The organism is Streptomyces sp. NPDC102462, assembly GCF_044765425.1.
Taxonomy (GTDB): Bacteria; Actinomycetota; Actinomycetes; order Streptomycetales; family Streptomycetaceae; genus Streptomyces.
The window spans coordinates 134,772-160,539 of record NZ_JBIWKB010000008.1; the positions used below are offsets into that span (position 1 = coordinate 134,772).

19 protein-coding genes and 1 tRNA gene are annotated in these 25,768 nt (G+C 69.5%); 18 read left to right on the forward strand and 2 right to left on the reverse strand.

Going from position 1 to position 25,768, the window contains the following annotated elements:
• Positions 1 to 797 precede the first annotated feature (797 nt).
• The gene (locus ACIRFL_RS09915; RefSeq protein WP_404025978.1) at positions 798 to 1,994 is read left to right on the forward strand and encodes a hypothetical protein; all 1,197 of its coding nucleotides are present in this window, start codon (positions 798 to 800) and stop codon (positions 1,992 to 1,994) included.
• Between the two features lie 77 nt (positions 1,995 to 2,071).
• Here ACIRFL_RS09915 and ACIRFL_RS09920 read toward each other — a convergent pair whose 3' ends face one another.
• On the reverse strand, positions 2,072 to 2,350 hold the full coding sequence (locus ACIRFL_RS09920) for a hypothetical protein (protein ID WP_404025980.1): 279 nt from the start codon (positions 2,348 to 2,350) through the stop codon (positions 2,072 to 2,074).
• Positions 2,351 to 2,529: 179 nt separating this feature from the next.
• On the opposite strand from ACIRFL_RS09920, the gene ACIRFL_RS09925 reads away from it, so the two are divergent.
• Entirely contained in the window at positions 2,530 to 3,279 is a 750-nt protein-coding gene (locus ACIRFL_RS09925) for a transposase family protein (RefSeq protein WP_404025983.1), read from the forward strand.
• 1,068 nt (positions 3,280 to 4,347) lie between these two features.
• On the opposite strand, the gene ACIRFL_RS09930 is transcribed toward ACIRFL_RS09925, so the two are convergent.
• Positions 4,348 to 4,419: transfer RNA gene (locus tag ACIRFL_RS09930), tRNA-Arg, on the reverse strand.
• A gap of 119 nt (positions 4,420 to 4,538) precedes the next feature.
• Here ACIRFL_RS09930 and ACIRFL_RS09935 point away from each other — a divergent pair.
• From ACIRFL_RS09935 to ACIRFL_RS10010, 16 genes are all read left to right on the forward strand, one after another.
• Positions 4,539 to 5,150 carry a response regulator gene (locus tag ACIRFL_RS09935; protein ID WP_404026166.1) on the forward strand — a complete coding sequence of 204 codons (612 nt, stop codon included), beginning with the start codon at positions 4,539 to 4,541 and terminating at the stop codon, positions 5,148 to 5,150.
• Between the two features lie 1,057 nt (positions 5,151 to 6,207).
• Positions 6,208 to 7,395 carry an ArgS-related anticodon-binding protein NrtL gene (gene nrtL / locus ACIRFL_RS09940; RefSeq protein WP_404025986.1) on the forward strand — a complete coding sequence of 396 codons (1,188 nt, stop codon included), beginning with the start codon at positions 6,208 to 6,210 and terminating at the stop codon, positions 7,393 to 7,395.
• A gap of 70 nt (positions 7,396 to 7,465) precedes the next feature.
• Entirely contained in the window at positions 7,466 to 8,857 is a 1,392-nt protein-coding gene (lysA, locus tag ACIRFL_RS09945) for a diaminopimelate decarboxylase (RefSeq protein WP_404025989.1), read from the forward strand.
• A gap of 180 nt (positions 8,858 to 9,037) precedes the next feature.
• Positions 9,038 to 10,330 (forward strand): homoserine dehydrogenase, encoded by a 1,293-nt coding sequence (locus ACIRFL_RS09950; RefSeq protein ID WP_404026167.1) that lies wholly within the window; start codon positions 9,038 to 9,040, stop codon positions 10,328 to 10,330.
• 6 nt (positions 10,331 to 10,336) lie between these two features.
• A complete protein-coding gene (thrC, locus tag ACIRFL_RS09955) occupies positions 10,337 to 11,395 on the forward strand; it encodes a threonine synthase (RefSeq protein WP_404025991.1) in 1,059 nt (352 codons plus the stop codon).
• A gap of 317 nt (positions 11,396 to 11,712) precedes the next feature.
• Positions 11,713 to 12,630 carry a homoserine kinase gene (gene thrB / locus ACIRFL_RS09960; protein WP_404025993.1) on the forward strand — a complete coding sequence of 306 codons (918 nt, stop codon included), beginning with the start codon at positions 11,713 to 11,715 and terminating at the stop codon, positions 12,628 to 12,630.
• A 402-nt stretch (positions 12,631 to 13,032) separates the two neighbouring features.
• A complete protein-coding gene (rho, locus tag ACIRFL_RS09965; RefSeq protein WP_404025995.1) occupies positions 13,033 to 15,069 on the forward strand; it encodes a transcription termination factor Rho in 2,037 nt (678 codons plus the stop codon).
• Between the two features lie 232 nt (positions 15,070 to 15,301).
• Entirely contained in the window at positions 15,302 to 17,104 is a 1,803-nt protein-coding gene (locus ACIRFL_RS09970; RefSeq protein ID WP_404025998.1) for a trypsin-like serine protease, read from the forward strand.
• Between the two features lie 202 nt (positions 17,105 to 17,306).
• Positions 17,307 to 18,422: an LCP family protein gene (locus tag ACIRFL_RS09975; protein WP_404026001.1), complete on the forward strand. Its 1,116-nt coding sequence runs from the start codon at positions 17,307 to 17,309 to the stop codon at positions 18,420 to 18,422.
• 602 nt (positions 18,423 to 19,024) lie between these two features.
• Entirely contained in the window at positions 19,025 to 19,249 is a 225-nt protein-coding gene (gene rpmE / locus ACIRFL_RS09980; protein ID WP_014675000.1) for a 50S ribosomal protein L31, read from the forward strand.
• Between the two features lie 109 nt (positions 19,250 to 19,358).
• Entirely contained in the window at positions 19,359 to 20,426 is a 1,068-nt protein-coding gene (prfA, locus tag ACIRFL_RS09985) for a peptide chain release factor 1 (protein WP_404026004.1), read from the forward strand.
• An 88-nt stretch (positions 20,427 to 20,514) separates the two neighbouring features.
• Positions 20,515 to 21,354 carry a peptide chain release factor N(5)-glutamine methyltransferase gene (gene prmC / locus ACIRFL_RS09990; protein ID WP_404026005.1) on the forward strand — a complete coding sequence of 280 codons (840 nt, stop codon included), beginning with the start codon at positions 20,515 to 20,517 and terminating at the stop codon, positions 21,352 to 21,354.
• An 88-nt stretch (positions 21,355 to 21,442) separates the two neighbouring features.
• Positions 21,443 to 22,090, forward strand: a complete 648-nt coding sequence (locus ACIRFL_RS09995; RefSeq protein ID WP_404026008.1) for an L-threonylcarbamoyladenylate synthase — start codon at positions 21,443 to 21,445, stop codon at positions 22,088 to 22,090.
• A 52-nt stretch (positions 22,091 to 22,142) separates the two neighbouring features.
• A complete protein-coding gene (locus ACIRFL_RS10000; protein WP_404026010.1) occupies positions 22,143 to 22,802 on the forward strand; it encodes a protein-tyrosine-phosphatase in 660 nt (219 codons plus the stop codon).
• A gap of 71 nt (positions 22,803 to 22,873) precedes the next feature.
• Complete coding sequence (glyA, locus tag ACIRFL_RS10005; protein ID WP_404026012.1) at positions 22,874 to 24,115, forward strand: serine hydroxymethyltransferase; 1,242 nt, start codon at positions 22,874 to 22,876, stop codon at positions 24,113 to 24,115.
• A gap of 165 nt (positions 24,116 to 24,280) precedes the next feature.
• Complete coding sequence (locus tag ACIRFL_RS10010; RefSeq protein ID WP_404026014.1) at positions 24,281 to 25,597, forward strand: MraY family glycosyltransferase; 1,317 nt, start codon at positions 24,281 to 24,283, stop codon at positions 25,595 to 25,597.
• Positions 25,598 to 25,768: the final 171 nt, after the last annotated feature.

The window sequence follows — 25,768 nt, forward strand, 5'->3', positions numbered from 1 at the left end:
CACCCGGCCTGAACGTCTTGCGCGCCAGTAACAGTCGTGGAAAGACGCAATCACTGCAGGCCATCATTTATTCACTGGGGCTGGAATCTATGTTCGGCCCTAATTCGGGAACGTCACTTGGTAGTGCATTAACGACCCAGATCTCCTACGGAGAACCAGAACGCGCCGTAGCGGTTGCATCGAGCTGGTGCGCAGTAGAGCTAGAGAACGCGAACGGAATCATCACTGTTCAGAGAGCTGTCAAGAACAGTCGAGTGCAGCCGAATCTGGTTCGCGTATGGCGAGGCGCTGCCGTCACAGACGGCTTAGCAGATCTTCGACACGAAGAATATTTCGTGCGAGAATCAGGTTCTGCGAGAAACCCGCGGGGCTTTCATCGCTTCCTGGCGGAGTACTTCGGTTGGCAGCTGCCTGTCATTCCTAAGTACACAGGTGGCGAGGCGTTGCTCTACCCTGAGATTATTTTCCCTTTCCTGTATGCGGATCAGCGCTCATGGGGATCCGCAGGACCTCGGCCCGTTACCCAGTATCAACTGCGCGAGCCAACGCGACGAGCTGCAGAGTTCCTTCTCGGATTCGCTGGACCCGAAACGGCAGCTCAGCGATATCGTCTTGAGGATAGACTCAAGAAGCTGCGTAGTGATTGGGGTAGCAAGCTAGCGGCGGTGGGGGCTACGGCCTCTGCTGCCGGCGGACGGGTCATTGGCCTGCCAGAGTTGCCTGTCGGGGCTAGGGCTCGGAGTGGCTCTAGGCCGACGCGCCCAACAGCAACTGCAGAAGCTCGCTTACAGGTTCTTGTGGACGAGGAATGGGTCAGCGACGAGGAATTGATGCTGGCTCTGCGGGAGGCCGCTGCCCCTGAGCCAGCGCCGCAGGTAACTGATATTGGGTACGACTTGATCCGGGAGCGGCTGTCGGAGCAGGAAAGGGAGCTGACGCGGCTCACCACGATGGCTAAGATCGTTGAACAGAACCTGACGCTGAACGAAAAGCAGGTCGCGATTCTCGATGACCGAATCAGCGCAATGTCCGACGAGAAGCTTAAGAATCAGGACGTCAAGACACTGCTGAGGCTGGGAGCGTCTAGCAATGTACTTGATCTCGATGCAACTGATTGCCCCACCTGTCATCAACCACTGTCAAATGTTGAAGTTGAGCATGTCGGCCCAGTTCTAGATGTCGACGCTACGATCTCTCTGCTGTCATCTCAGATCAGGACATTTGAAGAGATGCGGCGCCAGGCGCGGGAAGCGGCGACGGAAAGCCGAGTGTCCTATCGAGCCATTCAAAGGTCCGTGGACATTTGCCGGATGGAGATCAAGGCGCTTCATGGTGATCTAGTGGTGCCTGGTGAGTTCCCCAGTTCAGGGGATATTGCGAAGCGGGTTGCCGCAGAAGTTCGTCTGTCTGAGTTCACCAGAGCGAGGGAGGCTGTACAGGACCTCCTTGTTGAGATGCAAGAGCTGGCGAATGAAATTTTCGAGGTTCGTTCTGAGCTCTCAGACCTACCGAATGTGACACCGCAAGAGGACTATCGCCGACGCGACATGCTACAGAGATCCGTGAGAGAGCAGCTAACTGACTTCGGTTTCAGTAGCTATGATGCCGCCCTGGTAAGCATTGACGAGGAGACGCTTAGGCCTGAGCGAGAAGGGCTCAACCTCGACACGGATGCGAGTGCGAGTGACGTTGTCCGCACGAAGATCGCATACCTGAACGGGATTCGAGAAGTAGCCAACTTGTTGCGAACTCAGCATCCGGGTTTTCTGATGTTGGACGAGCCCCGCCAGCATGAACTGGACGAGGACCACTTTCGGGCGACGCTTCGAAGGCTTGCGGAGTGCTCTGATGTCGGTGACCAAGTAATCGCAACTTCCGCTGCTTCCGTGTCGACGCTTTCCGCAATGCTCGGCTCGGCTTCGGCCAACGTGATCGACCTGGGCAGCCAGCGACTGATCCGGCCGACGGCTGGAGAAGACCCCATGGACTATTAGCGTTGGTGCCAGCTTCCTCAGCCGTGCTCGTTTTGGTCGGCGGAGTCTTAATGGCTCAGTCAAGGCCCCGCCTGCTGTCAGGCGTCGTCGGCGGTGTCCTTGGCAAGCAGGTCCAAGGCGTCGTTGTGGAACCGGCGTTCGGCGTCGCGGCACGGGGCGCTGAAGAAGGCCCGCTGGGCTTCGGCAAGATCGCAGTCCAAGAGGCCCATGGTGACGAACACGGCTTCCGCTCCATGGCACCCGTTGTTTTTGAGGAACTGCTGGAGGACGTCCGTATCGCCACTCGCCTCCCAGATGGGCCGAGCAGTTTCCCGCATGGCGGCGATGCGCGCTGATCGTTCTGCGTCGAAGCCCACTGGACCCGCCTCTCTGCGTTGGCTCGCAGGCTATCGCCAGGGAGGTGGGGAGCGCTGCCTCAAGTGAGCTTCTTCGAGCTGGCCACCGATCAGGTGACGGCCTACGAGCGCGACGAGCGAGGCCCCCGAGCCGTTGATCGAGATGTCTGACGTTTCAATCACGCTGCTCGGGGGCCTCGTTGGTCATCCATCCTGCCGCACTCGACCTGCCTCATGCACTCGTGGAGTGGGTGACCATGCTCGTCGTCACCCGTGAGGGCGGCTGGCGCTGCAAGCTCCGTCCGTCTCAACCCGCGATGGTGGCACTGGTGTACCTGCGCGAACACACCCCCCTGGCGAAGACCGCTGCCGGGTTCGGGATCAGCGAGTCCACCGCCCACGCCCACACCAGCACGGTCATCCACCTGCCCGCCGAACGTGCGCCGGGACTGCTGAAGGTCCTGCGCGAGGCCGATACGGACGTCGTACTGCTGGACGGCACGCTCACCGAGTGCGACAGGGCCGGCGACGGACGGGCCGACTACCCCCACAAGCACCGCCGACACGGAGTGAACGTGCAGGTGGTCACCGATCCGGGCGGCCGGCCGCTGTGGCTCTCACCTGCCCTGCCGGGCCGAGCCCACGACCTGACCGCGGCCCGCACGCACCGGGTCACCCGCATCTGCGGGCGCCAGGGCATCCCCGTCCCGGCCGACCCCGCCCACCAGGGCGGCGGCCCCTGGGTGACCACGGGCATCAAACGCAGGCCACTGCAGGAACTCACCCTCACCGAGAAGACCGTCAACCGGGCCCTGGCCGTGCCACGGGCACCAGTCGAACCCGGCGCCGCACGCCTGAAGTCCTGGCGGATCTTCGGCAGATCCCGATGCAGCCCAAACCGCATGACGTCAATCGCCAAAGCCGTACTCACCCTGGAGCGGCAACGCTGAAGAAGCTCAATGACCCGAGAAGGGGACTTTCCGTGTCTGACTACGTCATCCGCTCCGGTGACCGTGCCGCCTTCCTGGTCGGCCTCCGGGAACTGGTCGACTTCCTGAGGGCCAACCCGGCAGTCGTCGTACGGGGCAAGACTGACCGGGCGAGCGGGCGACGGCTGCGGGTGGTCTCGGGGGTGCCTTTACTACGCGGCCATGCGGCTGGTGAGGCACTGGGCTCCGGCGCTCCGACTGCACGCTTCCGGCGTCCGGATGGGGCCAGATCGAGCTCGCCGAGACGCGTCCCACGGCGGGGAGGACGGGGACCGACTCTGGCGAGGCGCACGATCGGCGTGGCCTGAAGCAGCGGGGCCATGGTGAGGTGCGCATCGTGCCGATTCCGTCTTCGCTGGTTCGGCTCCTCCGTGAGCACGTGAAGGAGTTCGGTACGGCGAAGGACGGTCGGCTGTTCTCCAGCGAGCGGGGCAACGTGATCGCGGCCTTGCCGTACCCCTGCGGGTGGAAGCAGGCACGGGGGACAGGCGCTCGTCCCCGATCAAGTCTCCTCGGTTTTGGCCTTCTGCCCGTACGACCTGCGCCACGCAGGCGTGTCCCAATGGCTCAACTCCGGTGTACCGGCGCCAGGGGTCGCCGCTCGCGCGGGCCACTCGGTCGACGTCCTTCTGACGATCTACGCCAAGTGCAGCGACGGCCAGGAGCAGGAGATGAACGACCGGACCATGCGAGGACTAGTAGAGGGGGGAGGAGGAGGGAGAAGCGCTGAACGACTTGCGCAGCCCCGAGCACCTACTGCTCGGGGCTGTCGTCTGTGGCGGGCTGGTTCAGGGAGACAAGTGTCAGTCGTTTAGCGCTTCTACGTGATCAGTGACGGCGGGCCGACGACACTCGGAAAGCAGTCGCTGAGCTGCGAACTCCCACTCAAGATCACTTAACTATTACAGCGTGATCACTGTCATCCGGCTGCAGAGCACTGCATCTGGTGGCACATACGCGAAGACCCCGTCCCAGTTGCTTCCACTGGTCACGGGGTCTGTCAAGCACTCATGCATTTTGCAATGTGAGTGCCCCCGGCAGGATTCGAACCTGCGCACACGGCTCCGGAGGCCGTTGCTCTATCCCCTGAGCTACGGGGGCGTGTCGGGTGTGGAGCTGTTGCTCGTTGCGACGGGTAGAACCCTAGCAGGTCTTCCGGGGTGATCAGGAACGGGTTTGGCGTGGGTGGGGCGGTGGGGGGCTCCCTCGGACGGGTGGAAGTGGGGAAAAGCCGGACGCGGTGGCTGGTCCCGACCTACTCTCGTGGTGTGCCAGGCGCTTCGGGGCGGGTGCTTGTTGTGGACGACAACAAGGTCATCCGACAGCTGATCAGGGTCAATCTCGAACTGGAGGGTATCGAGGTCGTGACCGCGGCCGACGGTGCCGAGTGTCTGGATGTGGTTCATCAGGTGCGGCCCGACGTCGTGACTCTCGACGTCGTGATGCCCCGGTTGGACGGGTTGCGTACCGCCGCTCAGTTGCGGGCCGATCCGCGTACGCATGATCTTCCTCTTGCCATCGTCAGTGCCTGTACGCAGAACGAGGTCGAGGGTGGGCTCGACGTCGGTGTCGATGCCTTCCTCTCCAAACCCTTCGAGCCCGCCGAGCTGGTACGGCTCGTGCGGCGCCTGCTTGAGCGGGGGCGCGAGGGGAGCGGGCGTCAGGTGGCTGGCGGGGGTGTGGGTGGGTCCCGCGGTGGTGATCTTGGTGGGGACGTCGATGCCGGGGCGGAGATCGGTGGGGTGGTGGGTGGTCCTCCGCTTGAGGGCGGTCTGGAAGCGGGGGATGTCGAGGGAGGGGCGCGTACCCCTGACTCCGAGTTCTCCGGCTGACTTCGAGTTCTCCGGCTAGCCCGCGGGAGGACCAGTGGGTGAGTACGTGCGTGGAGTGGATTGGTGTGAGGTGGAGTGGATGGAACGGTTCGTGCGGCCTTGGCCCGTGGGGGCTGTGCGGGGGTGGGGAGCGGGGAGCGCGGCGAGGGCATGAGCATGAGAAGGCGTGAGCGTGAGAGGCATGGACATGAGGTGAGTTGGGTCGTCTCGCCGTAGCGTTGCCTTCGTCGCCCCGTTGGCTCGCCTTCCCTCGCCCGTCGTCCTGTCGCCCGTCGGCCCGCCGGCTCGTCTCCTCGCCGTCCCGCCGCCCGGCCTGTCCGTCGACCCATCGGCTCGCCCCCGTCGGCCCGGCGCTCCGCCGGCTCGTCTCCTCGCCGTCCGGCTGGCTCGTCATCCCGTTGCCCCGCCGCCCGGCCGTCCGTTGCTCCGCCGTCCGGCCGCCCCGTCGCCCGGCCGGTCCGTCGACCCGTCGGCTCGCCTCCCCTCGCCTGTCGTCCTGTCGCCCGTCGGCTCGCCGACTTGTCTCCTCGCTGTCCGGCCGCCCCGTCATCCCGCCGGCCCGCCGTCCGGCCGCCCCGTCGTCCTGCCGCCCGGCCTGTCCGTCGACCCTCGACTCTCCTCGTTCGTCGGCCCGTCGTCACCATCGCCTCGCCAGCTCGCCAGCTCGCCAGCTCGCCAGCTCGCCAGCTCGCCAGCTCGCCAGCTCGCCGTTCCGTCGGCCCGTCGGCCCGCCGTCCCATCGCCCGTAGGCTCGCCGCCAAGTCGGCCCGTCAGCCCGGGGTGCCTATTGGCTCGGGGTGTTTTGGGTGTTCGGCGGGTGTGGGTGCGTTGTGGTTGGTTGTGCCGTTCCCTGCGCCGCCTCCGGGGCGCCTAGCCGCTCGGGGGCGGGAGATCGGCGGGTGTGGGGCGTCGCCTCGGCGTTCCGGTTCCGCGGTCTCTGGAGCGGCGCGTCTCCGGGCCTGTCGGCGTCGCGTCGGGTTCGGCTGCGGTGTGTGTAGCGCGGGGCATGGTCGAACCTGTTCGACTGGCCACCCCCTTCCTCCCCTACGCTTGTCCCGTGACCCCCGTCGAGCTGTCCCGTACCGTGCTGGGCGCGGTGCGTCGTGCTGTGGACGGGGGGGAGCTGAGCGTGACCGTGCCTGAGCGGGTCGTGGTGACCGTGCCCGGGCCCGGCGGGTGTGGGGACTATGCCACCAACGTCGCCCTGCAGCTCGCCCGGTCGGCCGGGAAGCCCGCTCGGCGGGTCGCCGAGATTCTGCGGCCGTATCTCGTCGGCGCCGAGGGGATCGGGGACGTGGTCGTCACCGGTCCCGGGTTCCTCAACATCAGCTTTGAGCCGGGCGCGGCATCCGTCGGTGCGCTCGTGCGTGAGATCCGGGACCGGGGGGCCGCCTACGGTCACGGCGACGCGCTCGCCGGGCAGATCGTCGCGTTGCGGGTGCCGTACGAGGCGCGGGCCGAGGTGGTCGCCGACGCGCTGGTGCGGATCGTGGCGGCCCAGGGCGGCCGGGTCGAGATCGAGCACGGTGAGCCGGTGAACCTGCGTCCCGTGCCGGCCCCGGAGGACCCCGCACCGCTCGGACCCGACGCCGCCCGCTGGGCGCTGCTGTACCCCGCCCCGCACGACCGGCCCCGGATCACCGCCGACCATCTGGTCCAGCGCGAGGGCAATCCCCTCTTCCGGGTCCGTTACGCGTACGCCCGCACCCGGGCCCTCACCCGCAACGCCGCCCGCCTCGGCTTCACCGCCGAACCCGGCGACGACCTGACCCCCGGCGAGGACCGCATCTCCGGCGAGGGCCGGATCTTCGGCGACGACCTGACCGGCCCGACGGTCACACATACGGCCAACACACCAGCCATGGCCACCAGCACAGCCACACCAGCAGGAGCCGGCAGCACAACCACCAGCACGGTCACCTCGACCCACCCCCCCGCCGCACACACCCGCGGCATCCTCGCCACCCACCCCCCGGCCACAGCCGTGCGCCCGCTTCTCGTCGCCCTCGCCGATCACCCCCGTATCCTCCGCGCCGCCGCCCTGCACCGCGGTCCGGACCGGATCGCGCGGCATCTCGTCGCCGTCGCCGATGCCGCGCTGCCGTTTCTGCTGACCGTTCTGCCGCACGGCGACGAGAAACCCTCGGCCGCCCACCGCGCCCGGCTCGCGCTTGCCGAAGCCGTCGGGACGGTGCTGGCCGGCGGCCTGTCCCTGCTCGGCATCGATGCCCCCGACCACCTCTGAGTGCCCCGGTGAAAACCCTGGAGAGCACCGGAGCAAGCCTTGAGAGCCTGAGAGTCAGAGAGCCACTGTCATGAGTCGTTCCGCACATCCCGCCGGGCCCCGGCACGCCGACGTCCTCCCGGAGGGCCACTACTCCGCCCCGCCCGCCGACCTCAACGCGCTCGACACCAAGGTGTGGGCGCACACCGTCGGCCGCGGCGCCGACGGTGTCGTCACCGTGGGCGGCATCGACGTCAAGCGGCTCGCCGAGGAGTTCGGCACGCCCGTGTACGTCCTCGACGAGGAGGATTTCCGCACCCGGGCGCGGGCCTGGCGCACCGCCTTCGGGCACGACGCCGACGTCTTCTACGCCGGGAAGGCGTTCCTGTCGCGGGCCGTGGTGCGCTGGCTGCACGAGGAGGGGCTCAACCTGGACGTGTGCTCCGGGGGCGAGCTGGCCACCGCGCTCTCGGCGGGCATGCCGCCCGAGCGGATCGCCTTCCACGGCAACAACAAGTCCGCCGAGGAGATCGAACGGGCCGTGCGGGCGGGCGTCGGCCGGATCGTCCTCGACTCGTTCCAGGAGATCGTGCGGGTCGCGCACATCGCGCAGTCCCTGGGAAAGCGGCAGAAGGTCCAGATCCGGGTCACCGTGGGCGTCGAGGCCCACACCCACGAGTTCATCGCCACCGCGCACGAGGACCAGAAGTTCGGCATCCCGCTGGCCGGCGGGCAGGCCGCGGAGGCGGTGCGGCGGGCGTTGCAGCTCGACGGGCTCGAGGTCATCGGGATCCACTCCCACATCGGGTCGCAGATCTTCGACATGTCCGGCTTCGAGGTCGCCGCCCACCGGGTGGTCGGCCTGCTCCAGGACATCCGGGACGAGCACGGTGTGGAACTGCCGGAGATCGACCTGGGCGGCGGGCTCGGGATCGCGTACACCAGCGACGACGACCCGCGTGAGCCGCACGAGATCGCCAAGGCGCTCACCGAGATCGTCTCCCGCGCCTGTGAGGCCGCCCGGCTGCGCACCCCGCGCATCTCCGTGGAGCCCGGCCGCGCCATCGTCGGACCGACCGCGTTCACGCTGTACGAGGTCGGCACCGTCAAGCCGCTCGACGGGCTGCGGACGTACGTCTCGGTGGACGGCGGCATGTCCGACAACATCCGGACCGCGCTGTACGACGCCGAGTACAGCGTGGCGCTCGTCTCCCGGGCGTCGGATGCCGGGCCGATGCTGTGCCGGGTCGTCGGCAAGCACTGCGAGAGCGGGGACATCGTGGTCAAGGACGCGTTCCTGCCGGCCGATCTGGCACCCGGTGACCTCATCGCGGTCCCGGCGACCGGCGCCTACTGCCGGTCCATGGCCAGCAACTACAACCATGTGCTCAGGCCGCCGGTGGTCGCGGTGCGCGACGGTGCGGCCCGGGTGATCGTGCGGCGCGAGACGGAGGAGGACCTGCTGCGGCTCGACGTCGGGTGAGCCCCGCGTCGGGTCGGAATGCGGCAGCGGACGACGACGGCGTCCGCGGGGCCGGAAGATCTCCGGTTTTCCGGCTCGGCACAATGAAATCGACGTCTCACGATCCGGACGAAGGGGAGAAACCGCCGTCCGGTGAGTGAGACTGGTCCCACCGTAGACGGTATGAGGAAACGAGGTCGGATGATGCGTACGCGTCCGCTGAAGGTGGCGCTGCTGGGCTGTGGGGTTGTCGGCTCAGAGGTGGCGCGCATCATGACGACGCACGCCGACGACCTCGCCGCCCGCGTCGGAGCGCCGGTGGAACTGGCGGGTGTGGCCGTGCGCCGTCCCGACCGGGTGCGCCAGGGCATCGACCCGGCCCTGATCACCACCGATGCCACCGCCCTGGTCAAGCGCGGGGACATCGACGTCGTCGTGGAGGTCATCGGCGGCATCGAGCCCGCCCGCACCCTCATCACCACGGCCTTCGAGCACGGCGCCTCCGTCGTGTCCGCCAACAAGGCGCTGCTCGCCCAGGACGGCGCCGCCCTGCACGCGGCGGCCGAGGAGAACGGCGAGGACCTGTACTACGAGGCCGCCGTCGCCGGTGCCATCCCGCTGATCCGGCCGCTGCGCGAGTCGCTCGCGGGGGACAAGGTCAACCGTGTGCTCGGCATCGTCAACGGCACGACCAACTTCATCCTCGACAAGATGGACTCCACGGGGGCCGGCTACCAGGAGGCGCTGGACGAGGCCACCGCCCTCGGGTACGCGGAGGCCGATCCGACCGCCGATGTCGAGGGCTTCGACGCCGCGGCCAAGGCCGCCATCCTCGCCGGTATCGCCTTCCATACGCGCGTGCGCCTCGACGACGTCTACCGCGAGGGCATGACCGAGGTCACCGCCGCCGACTTCGCCTCGGCCAAACAGATGGGCTGCACCATCAAACTGCTCGCCATCTGCGAGCGGGCCGAGGACGGCGGGTCGGTCACCGCGCGCGTGCACCCCGCGATGATTCCGCTGACCCACCCGCTCGCTTCCGTGCGCGGCGCGTACAACGCCGTGTTCGTCGAGTCGGACGCCGCCGGGCAGCTGATGTTCTACGGTCCCGGTGCGGGCGGCGCGCCCACGGCGTCCGCGGTCCTCGGTGACCTGGTGGCCGTCTGCCGCAACCGGCTGGGCGGGGCCACGGGGCCCGGCGAGTCGGCGTACGCGGCGCTGCCCGTCTCGCCCATGGGCGAGGTCGTCACGCGCTACCACATCAGCCTCGACGTAGCCGACAAACCGGGTGTTCTCGCCCAGGTCGCCACCGTGTTCGCCGAGCACGGTGTTTCCATCGATACGGTTCGGCAGCAGGGCAAGGACGGGGAAGCGTCGCTCGTCGTCGTGACCCACCGCGCGTCGGACGCGTCCCTGTCCGGGACCGTCGAGGCGCTGCGCAAGCTCGACACCGTGCGGGGTGTCGCCAGCATCATGCGGGTTGAAGGAGAGTAACCAGCAATGACCCACCAGTGGCGCGGAATCATCGAGGAGTACCGGGACCGGCTGCCGGTATCCGACAGCACGCCGGTCGTGACGCTCCGTGAGGGCGGCACGCCCCTCGTGCCCGCGCAGGTGCTCTCCGAGCGCACGGGCTGCGAGGTCCACCTGAAGGTGGAGGGTGCGAACCCGACGGGGTCCTTCAAGGACCGCGGCATGACCATGGCCATCAGCAAGGCCAAGGAGGAGGGGGCCCAGGCGGTCATCTGTGCCTCCACCGGCAACACCTCCGCCTCCGCCGCCGCGTACGCGGTGCGGGCCGGGATGGTCTCGGCCGTGCTGGTCCCGCAGGGCAAGATCGCGCTCGGCAAGATGGGCCAGGCGCTGGTGCACGGCGCGAAGATCCTCCAGGTCGACGGCAACTTCGACGACTGCCTCACGCTCGCCCGTAACCTGAGCGACAACTACCCGGTGGCGCTGGTCAATTCGGTCAACCCGGTGCGTATCGAGGGGCAGAAGACGGCCGCCTTCGAAATCGTGGACATGCTGGGCGATGCCCCGGACATCCATGTGCTGCCGGTCGGCAACGCGGGCAACATCACCGCGTACTGGAAGGGTTACCGGGAGTACGCCGCCGACGGGGTGGCGGCCGGGACCCCGCGGATGTGGGGCTTCCAGGCGTCGGGCAGCGCCCCGATCGTGCGCGGCGAGATCGTCAAGGACCCCTCGACCATCGCCACCGCCATCCGCATCGGCAACCCCGCCTCCTGGCAGTACGCGCTGCGCGCCCGGGACGAGTCGGGCGGCCTCATCGACGAGGTGACGGACCGTGAAATCCTGCGCGCCTACCGGCTGTTGGCGGCGCAGGAAGGCGTCTTCGTGGAGCCGGCGTCCGCCGCGTCGGTGGCCGGCCTGCTGAAGGCCGCCGAGCAGGGCCGGGTCGACCCCGGTCAGCGCATCGTCTGCACGGTCACCGGAAACGGCCTCAAGGACCCCGACTGGGCCGTCGCGGGCGCCCCGCAGCCGGTCACCGTCCCGGTCGACGCGGCCTCCGCGGCCCAGCGGCTGGGGCTGGCCTGACGGCCTCGGCGGCCGAACCGGCACCCCCTTCGGCCGGGTCGGCCGGGTCGCCTTGCCGGCGTCCTGACCCGGGGACTCCCTAGGACCTGACCCGGGGACTCCCTAGGAGGGGTGCACGGGGGGCTTGCGACACGCATCGTGCGCCTCCCGTGCGCCCTATGTCGCCGCAGAACCTTCCTTCGATAGGCTGTACAGAATCCGCCTGCCGCATATGCCGCGCATACAGCGGTGCCGCGTCGTCTCCGCGGCCCGAGGTCACGTACGTACGCATCGAATGTCATTCGACAAGCACGCAGCTCAAGGAGAGTCATCGAGCGATGGCCGGTCCAGCGTTCCGCGCCGCCGCCGTCCGGGTGCGCGTTCCCGCCACCAGCGCCAACCTCGGCCCGGGCTTCGACGCCCTCGGCCTCGCGCTGGGGCTCTACGACGACGTGGTCGTCCGGGTCGCCGACTCCGGACTGCACATCGACATCGCGGGCGAGGGCAGCGAGACGCTCGCCCGTGACGAGAACCACCTCCTCGTACGCTCCCTGCGCACCGCCTTCGACCTGCTGGGCGGACAGCCCCGGGGCCTGGAGATCGTCTGCGCCAACCGCATTCCGCACGGCCGGGGCCTCGGCTCCTCCTCCGCCGCCATCTGCGCGGGCATCGTCGCCGCGCGGGCGGTGACCATAGGCGGCGAGGCCCGGCTCGACGACCCCGCGCTGCTGGAACTGGCCACCGAGATCGAGGGCCACCCCGACAATGTGGCGGCGTGTCTGCTCGGCGGCTTCACCCTGTCCTGGACCGAGGAGGGCGCCGCCCGGGCCATCAGGATGGAGCCCGACAATTCCATCGTTCCGGTGGTTTTCGTGCCCGGGAAGCCGGTTCTCACCGAGACCGCGCGCGGCCTGCTGCCGCGCACCGTGCCGCACGTCGACGCCGCCGCCAACGCGGGCCGCGCCGCACTGCTCGTCGAGGCCCTGACCAGGCGCCCCGAGCTGCTGCTGCCCGCCACCGAGGACCGCCTCCACCAGGAGTACCGCGCACCGGCGATGCCGGAGAGCGCCGCGCTGGTGGAGCGGCTGCGCGCCGACGGGATCCCCGCGGTGATCTCCGGCGCCGGACCCACCGTCATGGCGCTGGCCGACGCCGGCACCGCCGACAAGGTGCAGGCCCTGGCGGGCGTCGGCTGGGCCGCCAACCGGCTGGGCCTTGACCTCCAGGGAGCGAGCGTGCTGCCGCTTGCGACCTGACACCCGGTTGCCGGATTTGGAGAGGGGGAATGTTTGTTGGATCCGGTAGTGTTAACCTCAAGTCTGCACCCGACCCCACCATGGCGAGGTGCTTCGTGTCCCCGTCCGGGACAGACATTCTTCCGGGAGCCTCCCAAGCCACTTCGTGTCCTGTACGTCGTACCTGGGCAGTACGCCGCACTAGGGCATTGAGCGGATTGCCGGGCACGCTCCGGAATCGGTGCGACCACGCCACGTGACACTGGGTGCCACGGCTCAAGGAAGCGCCATCACCAGAAATCTCTTCCGCCGCTTTGGCGGACCACCGCCCCGGCACGGTCCACACAGCAAGGGCCGAAGCCGGACAGCACAACCGGTCGCCGAGCCAGACAGGCCGACGTCCGCTCCAGGGAAGGACCCTTCGTGAGCGACACCACCGATCTGATGGGCGCACGTGTCGAGGAGACCGCTGCCGCGCCCGCCACGGACGCCTCCGCGCCTGCCAGCGGTGCCGGCTCCCGGCGGCGCCGCGGTACCGGCCTTGAGGGCATGGTGCTGGCCGAGCTGCAGCAGGTCGCATCCGGCCTCGGCATCAGGGGCACGGCGCGCATGCGCAAGAGCCAGCTGATCGAGGTCATCAAGGAGGCGCAGGCCGGGGGCAGCCCCGCCGGGGCAAGTGCCCCCGCGGCCAAGGCGGACGCCACCGAGACCAAGCCGAAGCGCCGGGCCACCTCCCGGACCCGTACGGGCGAGGAGGCGGGCAAGAAGACCGAGGCCAAGGCCGAGGCCCCCGCCGACAAGGCCGTGGCCCAGCAGCAGATCGAGATCCCCGGCCAGCCCTCTCCCAAGGTCTCGGCCCCCGCCGAGCAGGCGGGCGCCGATGACGGCGCCCCCGCCGAGCGCCGGCGGCGCCGCGCCACCGCGGATGCGGGCAGCCCCGAGACCGTCGTCGCCGAGGCGAAGACCGAGACCAGGGCCGAGACGCCGGCCGCCAAGCCCGCGACATCGGCCGAGCAGGCCGGCGGCTCCGCGCAGGGCGAGGCCAAGGGCGACGGCGGCGACGGCGAGGGCCGTGGCCGTCGCGACCGCCGCGAGCGCGGGCGGGACCGTGACCGTGACCGCCGGGGCAAGGGCGACGAGCAGCAGGGCCAGGGCCAGGGCGGCCGGCAGCAGAACCAGCAGGGCGGTCGCCAGGACCGGCAGCAGCAGCAGGACGACGACGACTTCGAGGGCGGGCGCCGGGGCCGGCGCGGACGCTACCGTGACCGGCGTGGACGCCGTGGCCGTGACGAGATCGCCGAGCCGCAGCTCGCCGAGGACGACGTCCTGATCCCCGTCGCGGGCATCCTGGACATCCTCGACAACTACGCCTTCATCCGTACGTCCGGTTACCTTCCGGGTCCGAACGACGTGTACGTCTCCCTCGCCCAGGTCCGCAAGAACGGCCTGCGCAAGGGCGACCACATCACCGGCGCGGTCCGCCAGCCCAAGGAAGGCGAGCGGCGCGAGAAGTTCAACGCGCTGGTCCGCCTGGACTCCGTCAACGGCATGGCCCCCGAACACGGGCGCGGCCGACCGGAGTTCAACAAGCTGACCCCGCTGTACCCGCAGGACAGGCTCCGCCTGGAGACCGACCCCGGCGTCCTCACCACCCGGATCATCGACCTCGTCTCGCCCATCGGCAAGGGCCAGCGCGGTCTGATCGTGGCCCCGCCGAAGACCGGCAAGACCATGATCATGCAGGCGATCGCCAACGCGATCACCCACAACAACCCCGAGTGCCACCTGATGGTCGTCCTCGTCGACGAGCGTCCGGAAGAGGTCACCGACATGCAGCGGTCGGTCAAGGGCGAGGTCATCTCCTCGACCTTCGACCGCCCGGCCGAGGACCACACCACGGTCGCCGAGCTGGCCATCGAGCGGGCCAAGCGGCTGGTGGAACTGGGCCACGACGTCGTCGTGCTGCTCGACTCGATCACCCGTCTTGGCCGCGCCTACAACCTGGCCGCGCCGGCCTCCGGCCGCATCCTGTCCGGTGGTGTCGACTCGACCGCCCTGTACCCGCCGAAGCGGTTCTTCGGTGCGGCCCGCAACATCGAGGACGGCGGCTCGCTGACCATCCTCGCCACCGCCCTGGTGGACACCGGGTCCCGCATGGACGAGGTGATCTTCGAGGAGTTCAAGGGCACCGGCAACATGGAGCTGAAGCTCGACCGGAAGCTCGCCGACAAGCGGATCTTCCCGGCGGTGGACGTCGACGCGTCCGGTACGCGTAAGGAAGAGATCCTGCTCGGCAACGAGGAGCTGTCCATCGTCTGGAAGCTGCGGCGGGTGCTGCACGCGCTCGACCAGCAGCAGGCGATCGAGTTGCTGCTCGACAAGATGAAGCAGACCAAGTCGAACGTCGAGTTCCTGATGCAGATCCAGAAGACCACGCCTACGCCCGGAAACGGCGACTAGCCGCTCCGCTTGGTTTGGCCGGGGCCGCGGCGCCGTTGGTCGTCTGTGGTTCGGGCGACTGCGGGTGGGCTGTGGCTTGTCGCGCAGTTCCCCGCGCCCCTTGGGGGTGCTTTGGGTCGGTCCCCGTCATTGAGTGACGGGGGCCGGCCTTTTGGCGCTGATAGGAACGGGTGTGCTGTCTTGCACCCCTTCCAACGCTTGTTCAGCTGGGGGGACTTCCTTGCTTACCACCATGTCCGGTGGACGTCACAGACGCCGGATACGCATCGGGCTGCCCGTCGCCGCCGTCGGCGTCACCGCCGCCCTCGCCGCCACGCTGCTGACCACCTCCGCGGGCGCGGCCACCGCCCTGCCGACCCCGACCGTCGAGCCGGCCCTCGCCACACCCTCGCTCGCCACGCTGGAGCAGCGCGTCGCGGGCGCCCTCGCCGGCGACGACACCGCGGGCCGGCCGGTCAAGAAGGCGTCGCTGAGCGCGGACACCCGCGCCACCGGCATCGACCCGAAGATCATCGGCGGCAGCCAGACCACCATCACCTCGGCCCCGTGGATGGCCCAGCTCTGGTACTACGACGACCGGGGCACCGCCGCCGAGAGCGACGACATCGGCTTCTTCTGCGGCGGCGCGGTCGTCTCGCCGACGAAGATCCTGACCGCCGCGCACTGCGTCAAGGGCTACAACTGGAAGGCCAACGGCGCCATCGTCACCGGCACCGCCCAGCTGCCGACCAGCGACGCCTCCGGCGGCACGGACCTGCACGGCGGAACCGTCACCGGCGTACTGCGCCAGTGGAACCACGCGTCGTACAGCGCGAGCACGCTCAACAACGACATCGCGGTGCTCACCCTGGGCGCCCCGGTCAAGGCCACGCCGATCCGGATGACGACGTCCGGCGACACCGCCTCGTACGCGTCGGGCACCAGCGCCAAGGTGTACGGCTGGGGCCGCACCAGCTCCACCTCCGACGACATCTCGCCGACGCTGAAGACGGCCACGCTGCCCGTCCAGTCGGACACCACCTGCGCCCGCGCCTACGGCACCGACTTCGTCAAGGGCCACATGGTGTGCGCGGGCAAGCCCGCCACCGGCAGCGACACCGGCACCACCACCGCCTGCAACGGCGACTCCGGAGGCCCGCTCGTGGTCGGCGGCCGTATCGTGGGCGTCGTCTCCTGGGGCGTGACGGACTGCGTCGCCAAGGGCGCCTACAGCGTCTTCAGCAAGGTCAGCACCTACGTCGGCGCCGCCTACGCGCAGGTCGACGACGCGAACCTCAGCCACACCGACAACAAGGCCGACGTCTGGATGCGCGCCGCCGCCACCAAGACCGGCTACGAGAAGGACTCCAAGGGGTCCTCGTTCGCCGCCCGCATCTCCTGGGGCAACTGGAACGGCGTCAACGTCGTCCTGCAGACCGACCTCAACCGCGACGGCATCCAGGACCTGGTGGTCCGCGACAGCGGCACCGGCGACGTCTACTGGACGCACTACGTGATCGCCAGCGGCTCCTGGGCGCAGACGAAGATCTTCACCGGCTGGAAGACCCGTACCCGGATCATCACGCCCGGTGACGTCACCGGCGACTACCTGCCCGACGTGCTGTCCGTCGACTCCGGCGGGACCCTGTGGATCTACCCGGGCAAGGGCAACGGCACCTTCGGCTCGCGTGTGAAGGTCGGCACGGGCTGGAACCAGTACAACATGGTCCGCGGCCACGGCGACTTCAACGGCGACGGCAAGGCCGACCTGCTCGCCCGCAAGAGCAGCACCGGGGACCTGTACCTGTACAAGGGCACCGGCAAGGCCGGCAGCGGGGCGTTCTCCGCCCGGGTCAAGGTCCGCAGCGCCTGGACCGGCTTCAACGCCTTCGACGCCGTCGGCGACTTCACCGGCGACGGCAAGGCCGACTTCCTGGCCCGCACCAAGAGCGGCACGCTGTACCTGTACAAGGGCAGCGGCAAGGGCACCAGCGAGATCTTCACCACAAGGGTCTCGCTCGGCACCGGTTACCAGCAGTACGACATCTGGGGCTGAAAGCCCAGGTGAGCGCCGGGCCCGTCCGGCCCGCACCGCCACCCGCTGTGCCCGCCCTTGCACAGGGCGGGCACAGCGCGTCATGCAACCCTGTCCCCGGTTTCGCCGTCTGACCAGGCGGAGCGACGATGGTGCGACAGGCATCGTGACCGTCCCCGGAAGCAGGGGGTAACCGAAGCACCCGAACAGGACCGAGGAGCACATGTCCGCCGAGAGCACGCCGGGGCCCGGCATACCCGAGTCCGGCACCAAGCGGTCCCGCCATCGCAGGACGCGCAAGCACAGCAAGGCCCTGCTGATCACGGCCTGGACGGCCGCGGGCATCGTGGTGCTGGGCGGCACGGGCGCCGGGTACGTGTACTTCAAGCTCAACGGCAACATCAAGAGCGTCGACATCAACCAGGCCCTGGGCACCGACCGGCCGACGAAGGCCGACAACGGCTCCGAGAACATCCTGGTCCTCGGCTCGGACTCGCGTTCCGGCTCCAACGAGAAGCTCGGCGGCGGTGCCGACGACGGCAGCGCCCGCTCCGACACGGCGATGATCGTGCACATCTACGAGGGCCACAAGAGGGCCAGTGTGGTCTCCGTGCCCCGCGACACGCTGGTCGACCGGCCCGAGTGCACCGACACCGACGGCGGCAGCCACCCGGCCGCGAACGGCGTGATGTTCAACTCCGCCTACTCCACCGGCGGGGCCGCCTGCGCGGTCAAGACCGTCGAATCCCTCACCGGCCTGCGCATGGACCACTACCTGGAGGTCGACTTCAGCGGCTTCCAGAAGCTCATCGACGAACTGGGCGGGGTCACGGTCACCACCAGCCAGGACATCAACGACCCGCAGAGCCATCTCGACCTGACCGCCGGCACCCACCAGCTGACCGGTGAGCAGGCGCTCGGCCTGGTCCGCACTCGGCACGGCGTCGGCGACGGCTCCGACCTCGGCCGCATCCAGCTCCAGCAGGCGTTCGTCAAGGCGCTGGTCGAGCAGGTCAAGCAGATCGGTGTCCTCAGCGATCCGACGAAGCTGTACGGTCTCGCGGACGCCGCCACCAAGGCCGTCACCACCGACTCCGACCTCGGCTCGGTCAACTCGCTCGTCAGCTTCGCGAACGGGCTCAAGGGCATCAGCGCGTCGCACATGACCATGGTCACGATGCCGGTCCAGTACGACCCCGCCAACCCCAACCGGGTCATCCTCGACAAGACCAGATCCCAGCTGGTCTGGACCGCCCTGAAGAACGACACCCCGATCCCGAAGTCAGCCACCCACCAAACAGCAACAGGCAAAGCCAACAACGTCATCACCACCCCCTGACCCCCCCGGTGCCCCGCAAGGGGCGCGGGGAACGGCGCGCCCAGCCACATCAAACCGGCACCCGCCCACGGCGAACTCGCGGCACCCCGTCGGCCGCCCCCACTCGGCCGCCCGGCGAATGACGACGCCCGCCCCCCAGGGGCGCGGGGAACTGCGCGCTCAGCCACGATGAAGGCCGCCACCCGCCCGCGGCGCCAAGGCGGCACCCCCTTGGGCGCGCCAGCCACAATGAACCGGCACCCGCCTGCGGCGAGGCAGTGGCACCCCGTCGGGCGCCCCCACTCGGCCGCCCGGCGAATGACGACGCCCGCCCCCCAGGGGCGCGGGGAACTGCGCGCTCAGCCACAATGGAGGCCGCCACCCGCCCGCGGCGCCAAGGCGGCACCCCCTTGGGCGCGGCCCACAATGAGCGCGCCAGCCAGAATGAACCGGCACCCGCCCGCGGCGAAACCGCGGCACCTCCTTGGGCGCCCGGAATAGAAGAGCCGCGTACCCGGTTTTGGGGGATGGCCCCAGTCCTGGCAGACTGGGACGTCGGCTCCGGTTCACGCCCCGCACCCCGCGGCAGCGACCCGGCGCCCTCCCGAAACCTAGGAGACACCTTGAAGCGCGACATCCACCCCGCGTACGTCGAAACGCAGGTCAGCTGCACCTGTGGCGCGTCGTTCACCACTCGCAGCACCATCGAGTCCGGCACCATCCGGGCCGAGGTCTGCTCCGAGTGCCACCCGTTCTACACGGGCAAGCAGAAGATCCTCGACACCGGTGGCCGTGTGGCCCGCTTCGAGGCCCGCTTCGGCAAGGCTGCCGCCGGCTCCAAGAAGTAGCGAGCCCCCATCCGCCGGTCCACGGCCGTGCCCCTCACCGGGGCACGCCCGGGACCGGCGTTTTTGGTCGCCCGCCTTCCCCTTTTCCGAGCAGTACAGGAGCCCCAAGATGTTCGAGGCCGTCGAGGAACTCGTCGGTGAGCACGCCGACCTGGAGAAGCGGCTCGCCGATCCGTCGGTGCACGCCGACCAGGCCAACGCGCGCAGGCTCAACAAGCGCTACGCCGAGCTGACTCCGATCGTCGCCGCCTACCGCTCCTGGAAGCAGTTCGGCGACGACATCGACACGGCCCGTGAACTGGCCGCGGACGACCCGGAGTTCGCCGCCGAGGTCAAGGAGTTGGAGAAGCAGCGCGAGGAACTGACCGAGAAGCTGCGCTTGCTGCTGGTCCCGCGTGACCCCAGCGACGACAAGGACGTCATCCTGGAGATCAAGGCGGGCGCGGGCGGCGACGAGTCGGCCCTGTTCGCCGGTGACCTGCTGCGCATGTATCTGCGCTATGCCGAGCGCGTCGGCTGGAAGACCGAGATCATCGACTCCACCGAGTCCGAGCTGGGCGGCTACAAGGACGTCCAGGTCGCGGTGAAGTCGCGTGGGCAGACCGAGCCGGGGCAGGGCGTATGGGCCCGGCTGAAGTACGAGGGCGGGGTGCACCGGGTGCAGCGGGTGCCCGCCACCGAGTCGCAGGGCCGCATCCACACCTCGGCGGCCGGCGTCCTGGTCACCCCCGAGGCCGAGGAGGTGGACGTGGAGATCAACCCCAACGACCTCCGTATCGACGTCTACCGGTCCTCGGGACCGGGCGGCCAGTCCGTCAACACCACCGACTCCGCCGTGCGCATCACGCACATTCCGACCGGAGTCGTCGCCTCCTGCCAGAACGAGAAGAGCCAGCTGCAGAACAAGGAGCAGGCTCTGCGTATCCTGCGCTCCAGGCTGCTCGCCATGGCACAGGAGGAGGCGGAGAAGGAAGCCGCCGACGCCCGGCGCAGCCAGGTCCGTACCGTCGACCGCTCCGAGAAGATCCGTACGTACAACTTCCCGGAGAACCGCATCTCGGACCACCGTGTCGGCTTCAAGGCGTACAACTTGGACCAGGTCCTGGACGGCGAACTCGACGCGGTGATCCAGGCCTGCGTCGACGCGGACTCGGCGGCGAAGCTGGCCGCGGCCTGAGGCGCCCAGGACGACCGGACGACGTAGCGAACACCGGAGGACGAGCGTGCAGCGACCTTTTGGGGGGCGACCCCCGACCTCCCGCAGCGTGCTGCTCGCGGAGGTGGCCCAGGCCACCCAGCGGCTGGCGGACGCCGGCGTGCCCTCGCCCCGCAACGACGCGGAGGAACTCGCCGCGTTCGTGCACGGTGTGAAGCGGGGTGAGCTGCACTCCGTGAAGGACTCCGACTTCGACGCCCGCTACTGGGAGGTCGTCGCCCGCCGCGAGCAGCGCGAGCCGCTTCAGCACATCACCGGACGCGCCTATTTCCGGTATCTGGAGCTTCAGGTCGGGCCCGGGGTCTTCGTGCCGCGGCCGGAGACCGAGTCGGTGGTCGGCTGGGCCATAGACGCCGTGCGCGCCATGGACGTGGTCGAACCGCTCATCGTCGACCTGTGCACCGGCTCCGGCGCCATCGCGCTGGCCCTCGCCCAGGAGGTGCCGCGCTCGCGCGTGCACGCCGTCGAGCTGTCCGAGGAAGCCCTCCGGTGGACCCGCAAGAACATGGCGGGCTCCCGGGTCGACCTGCGCCAGGGCAACGCCCTGGACGCCTTCCCGGACCTGGACGGCCAGGTCGACCTCGTCATCTCCAATCCGCCGTACATTCCGCTCACCGAGTGGGAGTACGTCGCCCCCGAGGCCCGTGACTACGACCCGGAGCTGGCGCTGTTCTCCGGTGAGGACGGCCTCGATCTGATCCGAGGCCTGGAGCGCACCGCGCACCGGCTGCTGCGGCCCGGCGGCGTCGTGGTCATCGAGCACGCCGACACCCAGGGCGGCCAGGTGCCGTGGATCTTCACCGAGGAGCGGGGCTGGGCCGACGCGGCCGACCATCCCGACCTCAACAACCGCCCCCGGTTCGCGACCGCCCGCAGGGCCCTGCCGTGACGCCGACGCGCGCGGTGGCCCGGCCGGGCGGGCCGGCCGAGGGCATTCCGGAGGCGAACCGAGCGACAACAGAAGGAGACCGCTAGACATGGCACGGCGATACGACACCAATGACGCCACCGACCGTACGACGGGTCTGCGTGAGGCCGCGTCCGCCGTCCGCCGGGGCGAACTCGTGGTGCTGCCGACCGACACCGTCTACGGCATCGGCGCCGACGCGTTCTCCGCGGAGGCCGTGGCCGACCTGCTGGAGGCCAAGGGCCGGGGCCGCAACATGCCCACGCCCGTCCTCATCGGTTCCCCGAACACCCTGCACGGCCTCGTCACGGACTTCTCCGAGATGGCCTGGGAGCTGGTCGACGCGTTCTGGCCGGGCGCCCTCACGCTGATCGCCCGGCACCAGCCGTCGCTCCAGTGGGACCTCGGCGACACCCGGGGCACGGTGGCCGTGCGGATGCCGCTGCACCCGGTCGCCATCGAGCTGCTGACCGAGGTCGGCCCGATGGCCGTGTCGTCGGCGAACCTCACCGGCCACCCGGCGCCGGAGGACTGTGACGCCGCCCAGCAGATGCTCGGGGACTCCGTGTCCGTCTACCTCGACGGCGGCCCGACCCCCGGCAATGTGCCGTCGTCCATCGTGGACGTCACGGGTGACGTGCCGGTGCTGCTGCGCGAGGGCGCGCTCACCCCGGACGAGCTGCGAAAGGTCGTACCCGACCTTGAGGTGGCGAATTGACGGCCCCTGAATCCCCCAAGGTCTCGGCTGCGCTCGACCAGGGGGGACCCCCATGCGTGGCATAGGAAACGGGGACAGCAGCGCGGAGGAGACGACGACCTTCGGATTCCCGCGCGACACCTTCCGCATCCTCCATGTCAGCACCGGCAACGTGTGCCGCTCGCCCATCACCGAGCGGCTGACCCGCCATTTCGTGATGGAGCGGCTGGGCATCCTGGGTGGCGGGCTGATCGTGGAGAGCGCGGGCACCTGGGGTCATGAGGGCGCGCCGATGGAGGCCAACGCGGAGGCCGTGCTGGCCGAGTTCGGCGCGGACGCCTCCGGCTTCACCGGCCGGGAACTCCTCGACGAGCATGTGATCACGGCCGACCTGGTGCTGACCGCCACCCGTGACCACCGGGCCCAGGTCATCTCCATGGGCCATTCGGCCGGGCTGCGGACCTTCACGCTGAAGGAGTTCACCCGGCTGGTGAGGGCGATAGACACGACGACGCTGCCGCCGCTGGAGGACGGCCTGGTGGTGCGGGCCCGCGCGCTGGTCCGGGCGGCCGCTGCGCTGCGCGGCTGGCTGCTGGCGCCCACGGCCGAGGCCGACGAGGTCTACGACCCGTACGGCGCGCCCCTGACCTTCTTCCGGTCGGTCGGCGACGAGATACACGAGGCCCTGGACCCGGTGGTCACGGCCCTCACCGGGGTCCCCGCACGGATGTAGCCGACCGCGCACCCCTTCCGCGCCGGGCCTACATTGGACGTACGTCACCGTCGACCGCCCGGGAGTCCGTCATGTCGGTCACCCACACCCTCGTAGAGGCCGATGTGCTGCGCGGGCAGGACCCCGAGCTGGCCGAGATCCTGCTGGGCGAGCTGGCCCGGCAGTCGACCACCCTGCAGCTGAGCGCGGCCGAGAACTACGCGTCCCCGGCCGTGCTGGCGGCGCTCGGCTCGCCGCTCGCCAACAAGTACGCGGAGGGCTACCCGGGCGCCCGCTACCACGGCGGCTGCGAGCTGGCGGATGTCGCCGAGCGGCTTGCCGTCGATCGGGCCAGGGAGCTGTTCGGCGCCGCGCACGCCAACGTCCAGTCGCACTCCGGCTCCTCCGCCGTGCTCGCCGCGTACGCCGCCCTGCTGCGGCCGGGCGACACGGTCCTCGCCCTCGGGCTGTCCTACGGGGGCCATCTCACGCACGGTTCGCCGGCCAACTTCTCCGGCCGCTGGTTCGACTTCGTGGGCTACGGGGTGGACGCGGAGACCGGGCTCATCGACCGGGACCAGGTGCGGGCGCTGGCCCGCTCGCACCGGCCCAAGGCGATCGTGTGCGGTTCGATCGCCTACCCGCGCCACCTGGACTACGCGTTCTTCCGTGAGGTGGCCGACGAGGTCGGCGCGTACCTCATCGCGGACGCCGCCCATCCGATCGGGCTGGTCGCCGGGGGAGTGGCGCCCAGCCCGGTGCCGTACGCCGACATCGTGTGCGCCACCACGCACAAGGTGCTGCGCGGGCCGCGTGGCGGGATGATCCTGTGCGGGGCCGAACTGGCCGAGCGCGTCGACCGGGCCGTGTTCCCGTTCACCCAGGCCGGGGCCCAGATGAACGCCGTCGCCGCGAAGGCCGTGGCCTTCGGTGAGGCGGCACGGCCGGCCTTTGCCGCATACGCCCGGCAGGTGGTGGCCAACGCGCGGGTGCTGGCGGCCCGGCTGGCCGCCGAGGGGCTGGTGGTGACCACCGGAGGCACGGACACCCATCTGATCACCGCCGATCCGGCGCCGCTCGGCGTCGACGGCAAGGCGGCGCGGGGCCGGCTCGCCGCCGCCGGGCTGGTCCTGGACTGCTGTGCGCTGCCCCACGGGGAGGCGCGCGGGCTGCGGCTGGGCACCGCCGCGCTGACCACGCAGGGCATGCGGGAGGCGGAGCTGGACCGGATCGGGGCGCTGCTCGCGGGGGTGCTGCGCGGTGATGCCGACCCGGTCGGGGCCCGTGCGCAGGCGCGTGAGCTGGCCGGTCGATTTCCGCCGTATCCCGGCTGAAGCGGATTTCCGCCGTATCCCGGCCGAATGCGGGTAGGCGCGGGGTCGTGCGTCTGTCGCACAGCCACGCGTGCAACCATCGTCGCTACCCGGAAGTCCCCATACATATGCGTCCCTCGCTAGGGTGTGGGGCTGTGATGGCCAGCGAGACCTGTGGGGAAGCCTGTGCGTGAATACCTGCTGACGCTCTGCATCACGGCCGCGGTGACGTACCTGCTGACAGGGCCGGTACGGAAGTTCGCGATCGTGGCCGGGGCGATGCCGGAGATCCGGGCGCGTGACGTGCACCGGGAGCCCACTCCGCGCCTCGGCGGGATCGCCATGTTCTTCGGCCTGTGCGCGGGCCTGCTGGCGGCCGACCATCTGACCAACCTCAACGAGGTCTTCACCAAGTCCAACGAGCCGCGGGCGCTGCTGTCCGGGGCCGCGCTGATCTGGCTGATCGGTGTCCTGGACGACAAGTTCGAGATCGACGCCCTGATCAAGCTGGGCGGGCAGATGATCGCGGCGGGTGTGATGGTCATGCAGGGTCTGACCATCCTGTGGCTGCCCATCCCGGGTGTCGGCAATGTGGCGCTGACCCCGTGGCAGGGCACGCTGCTGACGGTGGCGCTGGTCGTCATCACGATCAACGCGGTGAACTTCGTGGACGGTCTGGACGGCCTCGCGTCGGGCATGGTGTGCATCGCCGCCGCGGCGTTCTTCCTGTACGCCTACCGGATCTGGTACTCGTACGGCATCGAGGCCGCCGCCCCGGCCACGCTGTTCGCGGCCATTCTGATGGGCATGTGTCTGGGCTTTCTGCCGCACAACATGCACCCCGCGCGGATCTTCATGGGTGACTCCGGCTCGATGCTGATCGGCCTGGTGCTGGCCGCGGGTGCGATCTCCGTCACCGGGCAGGTCGACCCGGACGCGCTGGCCCTGTTCACCGGCTCCGAGAAGGCGGCGGTGCACCAGACGGTGCCCGTGTACATCCCGCTGCTGCTGCCGCTGACGATCATCGCGGTGCCGGCCGCCGACCTGGTGCTGGCGATCGTGCGCCGTACCTGGCGCGGCCAGTCGCCGTTCGCCGCCGACCGCGGGCATCTGCACCACCGGCTCCTGGAGATCGGCCACTCGCACAGCCGGGCGGTGCTGATCATGTACTTCTGGTCGGCGCTGATCGCCTTCGGGGCGCTGGCCTACTCCGTGAACTCCGCGTCGATGTGGATCGTGCTCGGTGTGGTCTTCCTCAGCGCGATCGGCCTGGTGCTGCTCCTGCTGCCGCGGTTCACGCCCCGCGCCCCGCGCTGGGCCGAGCACTTCGTGCCGCCGCGCTACCGGCGCAGGCGGGTGCCGGCGGCCGTGGCAACCTGCCCCGGCACGGCGCCGGTTGAGGAAGAAGAGCGCACTCCGGTGACCGCCGGGGTCAACGGGGCGAGCGCCGTCGGCCCTCGTTCGCGCCTCCTGGACGGGCGCAACGCGGGTACGTCCCGCTGACGCCCAAGGTAAGAATCTGACGAGAGCATTGCCAACTCGTGGGGGAGCAAAAGCCCCAATACCAGACAACTGGGCGGGGATTTTGCACATACGCGCACTGTCACCCTCATGTGTGACAGCGAGCACACCTACCAGGTAAAGACCTCACCAAATAGTTTGTGATACGGTTCA

Excerpts from the sequence above, each read along its gene's own strand:
- prfA (WP_404026004.1), top strand. The coding sequence starts at position 19,359 with ATGTTCGAGGCCGTCGAGGAACTCGTCGGTGAGCACGCCGACCTGGAG.
- glyA (WP_404026012.1), top strand. The coding sequence starts at position 22,874 with ATGTCGGTCACCCACACCCTCGTAGAGGCCGATGTGCTGCGCGGGCAG.
- ACIRFL_RS09975 (WP_404026001.1), top strand. The coding sequence starts at position 17,307 with ATGTCCGCCGAGAGCACGCCGGGGCCCGGCATACCCGAGTCCGGCACC.
- ACIRFL_RS09970 (WP_404025998.1), top strand. The coding sequence starts at position 15,302 with ATGTCCGGTGGACGTCACAGACGCCGGATACGCATCGGGCTGCCCGTC.
- ACIRFL_RS09950 (WP_404026167.1), top strand. The coding sequence starts at position 9,038 with ATGATGCGTACGCGTCCGCTGAAGGTGGCGCTGCTGGGCTGTGGGGTT.
- thrC (WP_404025991.1), top strand. The coding sequence starts at position 10,337 with ATGACCCACCAGTGGCGCGGAATCATCGAGGAGTACCGGGACCGGCTG.
- ACIRFL_RS09995 (WP_404026008.1), top strand. The coding sequence starts at position 21,443 with ATGGCACGGCGATACGACACCAATGACGCCACCGACCGTACGACGGGT.
- ACIRFL_RS10000 (WP_404026010.1), top strand. The coding sequence starts at position 22,143 with ATGCGTGGCATAGGAAACGGGGACAGCAGCGCGGAGGAGACGACGACC.
- thrB (WP_404025993.1), top strand. The coding sequence starts at position 11,713 with ATGGCCGGTCCAGCGTTCCGCGCCGCCGCCGTCCGGGTGCGCGTTCCC.
- lysA (WP_404025989.1), top strand. The coding sequence starts at position 7,466 with ATGAGTCGTTCCGCACATCCCGCCGGGCCCCGGCACGCCGACGTCCTC.